Source organism: Streptomyces sp. NPDC044921 (assembly GCF_056432865.1).
Genome location: NZ_JBWKIF010000002.1, coordinates 325,629 through 331,628 on the forward strand (window position 1 = coordinate 325,629; position 6,000 = coordinate 331,628).

5 protein-coding genes are annotated in these 6,000 nt (G+C 78.5%); all 5 read left to right on the forward strand.

Annotation, left to right across the window (positions count from 1 at the left end; genetic code table 11):
* Positions 1-146 precede the first annotated feature (146 nt).
* The 5 genes from AC07DA_RS04165 to rfaE2 all read left to right on the forward strand — a co-directional run bounded on the left by AC07DA_RS04165 (position 147) and on the right by rfaE2 (position 5,562).
* Positions 147-1,220 (forward strand): glycosyltransferase family 9 protein, encoded by a 1,074-nt coding sequence (locus AC07DA_RS04165; RefSeq protein WP_479124393.1) that lies wholly within the window; start codon positions 147-149, stop codon positions 1,218-1,220.
* Entirely contained in the window at positions 1,217-2,182 is a 966-nt protein-coding gene (locus AC07DA_RS04170; RefSeq protein ID WP_479124395.1) for a glycosyltransferase, read from the forward strand. The genes AC07DA_RS04165 and AC07DA_RS04170 overlap by 4 nt, the downstream gene beginning before the upstream one ends.
* A complete protein-coding gene (locus AC07DA_RS04175; RefSeq protein WP_479124396.1) occupies positions 2,179-3,456 on the forward strand; it encodes a glycosyltransferase in 1,278 nt (425 codons plus the stop codon). The genes AC07DA_RS04170 and AC07DA_RS04175 overlap by 4 nt, the downstream gene beginning before the upstream one ends.
* A gap of 67 nt (positions 3,457-3,523) precedes the next feature.
* Positions 3,524-4,159 carry a D-sedoheptulose-7-phosphate isomerase gene (locus tag AC07DA_RS04180; protein ID WP_479124398.1) on the forward strand — a complete coding sequence of 212 codons (636 nt, stop codon included), beginning with the start codon at positions 3,524-3,526 and terminating at the stop codon, positions 4,157-4,159.
* Positions 4,156-5,562 carry a D-glycero-beta-D-manno-heptose 1-phosphate adenylyltransferase gene (gene rfaE2 / locus AC07DA_RS04185; RefSeq protein ID WP_479124400.1) on the forward strand — a complete coding sequence of 469 codons (1,407 nt, stop codon included), beginning with the start codon at positions 4,156-4,158 and terminating at the stop codon, positions 5,560-5,562. The genes AC07DA_RS04180 and rfaE2 overlap by 4 nt, the downstream gene beginning before the upstream one ends.
* Positions 5,563-6,000: the final 438 nt, after the last annotated feature.

A 6,000-nucleotide genomic window follows, 5' to 3' on the forward strand; every position in this document is an offset into this window, starting at 1 on the left:
GACACCCGGGAACGGCGCCGAGCCCTGCTCGCCGCACCGCCGCGGCGGTGCGCCACGCGGTACCCGATTGCGGCAGATGCGTCCGGGGACGCGGGCCGGACCACCGCCACCCGCCGGCCCCTGCCCCCGCCCACGGGAGGCCCGCGATGAATCCGTTCCGCTCCCGCCGCCGCCCGCCCCGCACCCTCGTCGTGCGCCTCGACAGCGCCGGGGACGTGCTGCTCGCCGGCCCCGCCGTACGGGCCGTCGCGGCCGGTTCCTCGTACACCGCGCTGCTGTGCGGGCCGCAGGGCGCGGCGGCCGGGCGGATGCTGCCCGGCGTGGACGACGTGCTGACGTACGACGCCCCCTGGGTCGGCCTGGACCCCGCGCCGGTGACGCGGGCCGCCACCCGGCGGCTGATGGCGACGCTCGCCGCGGGCCGCTTCGACCGGGCGCTGGTGCTCGTGTCGTACCACCAGAGCCCGCTGCCGGTCGCCCTGCTGCTGAAGCTGGCCGGTGTCGCCCGGGTCGCCGCCGACAGCGAGGACTACCCGGGTGCGCTGCTGGACCTGCGGCACCGCAGGCGCCCGCACCGCCACGAGGCTCTGGCCGCCCTCGACCTCGTCCGCGCCGCGGGCTTCGCGCTGCCGCCCGGCGACGACGGCCGGCTGCGCGTCACCTCGCCGCCCCGCACGGCCCACCTCACCGGCCCCGGCCCGTACGTCGTCGTCCACCCGGGCGCCGCCGTGCCCGCCCGGGCGTGGAGCCCCGGCCGGGCCGCGCGGGCGGTGGCCGCGCTGTCCGCCGAGGGCTACCGGGTCGTCGTCACCGGCGGGCGCGCCGAGCGGGAGCTGACCGCACGGGTCGCCGGCCGCCACGCCCTCGATCTCGGCGGCGTCACCGACCTGCCGCACCTGGCCGGAGTCCTCGCCGGGGCCCGGGCCGTGGTCGCCGGGAACACCGGACCCGCGCATCTCGCCGCCGCCGTCGGCACCCCCGTCGTCAGCCTCTTCGCACCGGTCGTACCGGCCGAGCGGTGGGCGCCCTACGGCGTCCCGCACGTCCTGCTCGGCGACCCGCACGCCGCGTGCGCGGACACCAGGGCACGGCGCTGCCCGGTACCGGGACACCCCTGCCTGGACGGCATCCCCGACGCCGAGGTGCTCGCCGCCGTGGCGGCCCTCACCGACGACCCGGCGGACCAGGGAGAACAGACGGAGCGAGGAGCGACCGTATGAACATCCTGCTGTGGCACGTGCACGGCTCGTGGACGACCGCGTTCGTCCAGGGACCGCACACCTACCTCGTCCCCGTCACCCCGGGCCGCGACCCGGACGGACTCGGCCGCGCCCGCACCTTCTCCTGGCCGGACTCGGTCCACGAGGTCACGCCCGAGGCACTGCGCGACACGCCCGTCGACCTGGTGCTGCTGCAGCGACCGCACGAGCCGGAGCTGGCCGAGCGCTGGCTCGGCGGGCGCCGCCCCGGCCGGGACGTACCCGCCGTGTACCTGGAGCACAACGCGCCCGACGGGGACGTACCGGACACCCGGCATCCGTGCGCCGACCGCGCCGATCTCACCGTCGTGCACGTCACGCACTTCAACCGGTTGTTCTGGGACTGCGGAACCACCCGCACCGCGGTGATCGAACACGGCATCGTCGACCCGGGCCACCGCTACACCGGCCGTCTCGCCCGGGCCGCCGTCGTCGTCAACGAACCCGTGCGCCGCGCCCGCCACACCGGCACCGACCTGCTGCCGGCCCTCGCCGAGGCGGTGCCGCTCGACGTGTTCGGCATGGGCACCGAAGGCCTGGCCCGGCACCTCGGCCTGCCGCCCGACCGCTGCCACACGGCCGACCTGCCGCAGAGCGAGCTGCACCCGGCCATGGCCGAACGCCGCGTGTACCTGCACCCGGTGCGCTGGACCTCCCTCGGCCTGTCCCTGCTGGAGGCCATGCACCTCGGCATGCCCGTCCTGGCGCTCGCCACCACCGAGGCGGTCGAGGCCGTCCCGCCGGGCGCGGGCACCCTCTCCACCCGCCCCGACGTCCTGGCCCGCGCCGCCCGCCGCTACCTCCACGAACCCGAGGCGGCGGCCGCGGACGGCGCCCGGGCCCGGCAGGCGGCCCTCGAACGCTACGGGCTCAAGCGCTTCCTGGCCGACTGGGAGCGCCTGATCACGGAGGTGTGCTCATGACCCCGTCCCTCAGCCCCTTCCCGGCCGGGCCGCTCGACGGCGACCCGGGCGGCCCCGGCGCCCTCGACATCGCGCTCGTCTCCGAGCACGCCAGCCCCCTCGCCACCCTCGGCGGGGTCGACGCCGGCGGGCAGAACGTGCACGTCGCCTGCCTCGCCGGCGCCCTCGCCGACCGGGGCCACCGCGTCACCGTCTACACCCGGCGCGACGCGCCCGGCCTGCCCGCACGGGTGCGGCTGCGCGACGGCGTCGAGGTGCACCACGTGCCCGCCGGGCCGGCCGAGGAGCTCCCCAAGGACGCCCTCCTGCCGCACATGGGCGAGTTCGGCAGCTACCTCACCCGCGCCTGGCGCACCCGGGCACCCGACCTGGTCCACTCGCACTACTGGATGTCGGGCCTGGCCGCGCTGCGCGCCACCCGGGCGCGGGGGCTGCCGCTGCTGCACACGTACCACGCCCTCGGCACGGTGAAGAAACGGCACCAGCGGCTCGCCGACACCAGCCCGCCCGAACGGATACCCGGCGAGATCGAGGTCGGCCTGGGGTGCGACCGCGTCATCGCCACCTGCCGGGACGAGGCCGTCGAACTGGCCCGCATGGGCGTACCCGCGCACAAGGTGGCCATCGTGCCCTGCGGCGTCGACCCCGGCCGGTTCACGCCGCAGGGCCCGGCCGCGCCCCGCGGACCCCACCCGCACCGGCTGATCCAGCTGGGCCGGCTGGTGCCGCGCAAGGGCGCGGCGGTCACCGTCGCGGCCCTGGCCGACCTGCCCGGCACCGAACTCGTCGTGGTGGGCGGGCCCCCCGCGGACCGGCTCGACGACGACCCGGAGGTCCGCCGGCTGCGCGGCGTCGCGCGGGACGCGGGCGTCGCCGACCGGGTCCGCTTCACCGGCGCCGTCGCAGGCGAGGAGGTCCCGACGCTGCTGCGCTCCGCCGACGTGGTGGTGTGCCCCGCCGACTACGAACCGTTCGGCATCGTCCCGCTGGAGGCCATGGCCTGCGGCGTGCCGGTGGTGGCCAGCGCCGTCGGCGGGCAGCTCGACACCGTCGCCGACCCGGGCACCGGACGGCTGGTGCCGCCCCGCGACCCGCGGGCGCTGGCCCGTGCCGTGGCCGGACTGCTCGCCGACCCGGCGGCCCGCGCGGCGTGCGGCGCGGCCGGCCGCCGCCGGGTGCTGAGCCGGTACGGCTGGGACCGGGTCGCCGCGGCCACCGAGGCCGCGTACTGCGAGGTCCTCGACGCCGAGCCCGCCGCGACCGGCGCGGGCTGAACCGGCCCGCCCAGAGCCCGAAGGAGGTGTGGGCCCGCCGTCCCCCGCGGCGGCACGCCCGAACCGCATGAGCGAACTCCCCGCGCACCCCGCCCTCGACGCCGCGCGCGTCCACTGCGAGTCATTGGAGGAGGCCCTCCGCCGGTTCCGACGGCACGGCCTCGACCGGATCGCGGACTGGGGCACCCGGCTCGCCGGCGTCCTGTCCGACGGCGGCCGGCTGCTCGCCGCGGGCAACGGCGGCAGCGCCGCCCAGGCCCAGCACCTGACCGCCGAGCTCGTGGGCCGCTACCGCCGCGAACGCCGCGCCTACTCGGCGATCTCCCTGCACGCCGAGACCTCCAGCGTCACCGCCATCGGCAACGACTACGGCTTCGACCACGTCTACGCCCGCCAGGTCACCGCCCACGGCCGCCCCGGCGACGTCCTCATGCTGCTGTCCACCTCCGGGCGCAGCGCCAACCTCGTCGCCGCCGCCGTCACCGCCCGGCAGGCCGGACTGCGCGTGTGGGCCCTCACCGGGCGCGGCCCCAACCCCCTGGCGGAGGCCGCGCACGAGGCCCTGTGCGTGGACGCGGACAGCACCGCCAACGTCCAGGAGACCCACCTCGTCGCCGTCCACCTGCTGTGCGAGTCCTTCGACACGGCCGTCGCCGCGTCCCTCGCACGGCGCACCGTCCTCACCCGCGGGAGCACCTCATGACCGGTCCGCAGCCGATCGCGGTCGTCGGGGACGTCCTCCTCGACGAGGACATCGAAGGGGACTCCACCCGGCTCGCGCCGGACGCCCCCGCGCCCGTCGTCGACGTCACCGCCGACCGGCGGCACCCCGGAGGAGCCGGACTGGCCGCCGCGCTGGCGGCCCGCGGCGGCCGGGACGTGGTCCTGGTGACCGCGCTCGGCGACGACGACGCCAGCGAGGCGGTGCGGCGGGACCTGCGCGGCCGGGTCCGGCTGCTGGAGATCCCGCTGAACGGCACCCTGCCCGTGAAGACCCGCGTCCTCGCCGGTGGCCGGCCCGTCGTGCGCATCGACCGGGGCGGCGGCACCCCCGGCGAACCCGACGACGACGTCCGCAGCGCACTGGCCGGGGCCTGCGCGATCCTCGTGGCCGACTACGGCCGCCACACCGCGGGCGCCCTGCGGCCCCACCTGGAGGACGCCGCCCGGCGCACCCCGCTGGTGTGGGACCCGCATCCCAAGGGCGACCCGCCGGTACCCGGGGCCCGCCTGGTCACGCCCAACGCGGCGGAGGCCCGGGCCCTGCACCCCGGTGCCGGGGACACGACCCTGGGCGCGTACGCCGAGCGGGCCGCGCGGCTCGCGGAACGCTGGCGCGCGGCGGGCGTCGCCGTCACGCTCGGCGAGCGCGGGGTGCTGCTGGCCCGGCCCGGAACCGGCACGCCGATGCTGGTTCCGGTGCCGTACCGGGCGGCGGGGGACCCGTGCGGCGCCGGGGACTGTTTCGCGGCGACGGCGACGGCCGCCCTCGCCGACGGTCTGCTGCCCGAGGAGGCGCTGCAACGGGCCGTGGCCGAAGCGGCGGCGTTCGTTGCCGCGGGCGGCTCCGGCAACCCGGACCTGTGGCGCACCGAGCCGCCGCCCCGGCCGGCGGACGATCCCGCGACCGACGCGTTCGCGCTCGCGGAGAGCGTCCGCGCCCGGGGCGGCACGGTCGTCGCCACCGGCGGCTGCTTCGACCTGGTGCACGCCGGTCACGTCGGGCTGCTGGAGAGCGCCCGGCGCATCGGCGACTGCCTCATCGTGTGCCTGAACTCCGACGCCTCCGTCACCCGCCGCAAGGGCCCGGGCCGCCCGCTCAACCCGGCGGCGGACCGCGCCCGCGTCCTCGCCGCGCTCGGCAGCGTGGACGCGGTCGTGGTCTTCGACGAGGACACCCCCGAGGCGGTCCTGACCCGGCTGAAACCGGACGTCTGGGTCAAGGGCGGCGACTACTCCGTCCAGGACCTCCCGGAGGCGGAGGCCCTGCGCACCTGGGGTGGCCAGGCGGTGGTCCTGCCCTACCTGGACGGCCGCTCCACGACCCTGCTGACCCGCAGGGCGGCGAAGGCGGCGGTGGGGGCACTGCGCCGCTCGGGCTCCTGAAACGGCGGGCCGCGACCGAACCGGGCGCCGCGACCACCCGCCGTGCCGCCCGGCACGGCGGGTGGCACCGCGGTGCCGCCCGGCACGGCCGGTGGCGGACCGGGCGCGGGGCCGCCGGCGGCCCGGCCGACACGGCATCCCCGTCCGGGAGCCGCCCGAGGTCTCCTCCCCGACCTGACCACGCTGCCTGATCACACTGCCCCGACCGCGCTGCCCGCCCGTCCTGGGCGGCACCGGCGGGGCTCGCCGGGCGTGCCACGCATCCGTCGGCCCGCGCCGGCCTGTCGGGCGTTGCCCGGCCCCGGGCGTGGCCCCCGGGCGTAGCTCCCGGGCGTGCCACGCATCCGTCGGCCCGCGCCGGCCTGTCGGGGGGGGGGGGGGGGCCGGGGGGGGGCGGGGGGGGCGCCCCCCCCCCCCCGGGCGGGCGGGCCCGCCGGC

Coding starts and splice junctions, on each gene's coding strand:
- AC07DA_RS04175 (WP_479124396.1), top strand. CDS start 2,179: ATGACCCCGTCCCTCAGCCCCTTCCCGGCCGGGCCGCTCGACGGCGAC.
- rfaE2 (WP_479124400.1), top strand. CDS start 4,156: ATGACCGGTCCGCAGCCGATCGCGGTCGTCGGGGACGTCCTCCTCGAC.
- AC07DA_RS04180 (WP_479124398.1), top strand. CDS start 3,524: ATGAGCGAACTCCCCGCGCACCCCGCCCTCGACGCCGCGCGCGTCCAC.
- AC07DA_RS04165 (WP_479124393.1), top strand. CDS start 147: ATGAATCCGTTCCGCTCCCGCCGCCGCCCGCCCCGCACCCTCGTCGTG.
- AC07DA_RS04170 (WP_479124395.1), top strand. CDS start 1,217: ATGAACATCCTGCTGTGGCACGTGCACGGCTCGTGGACGACCGCGTTC.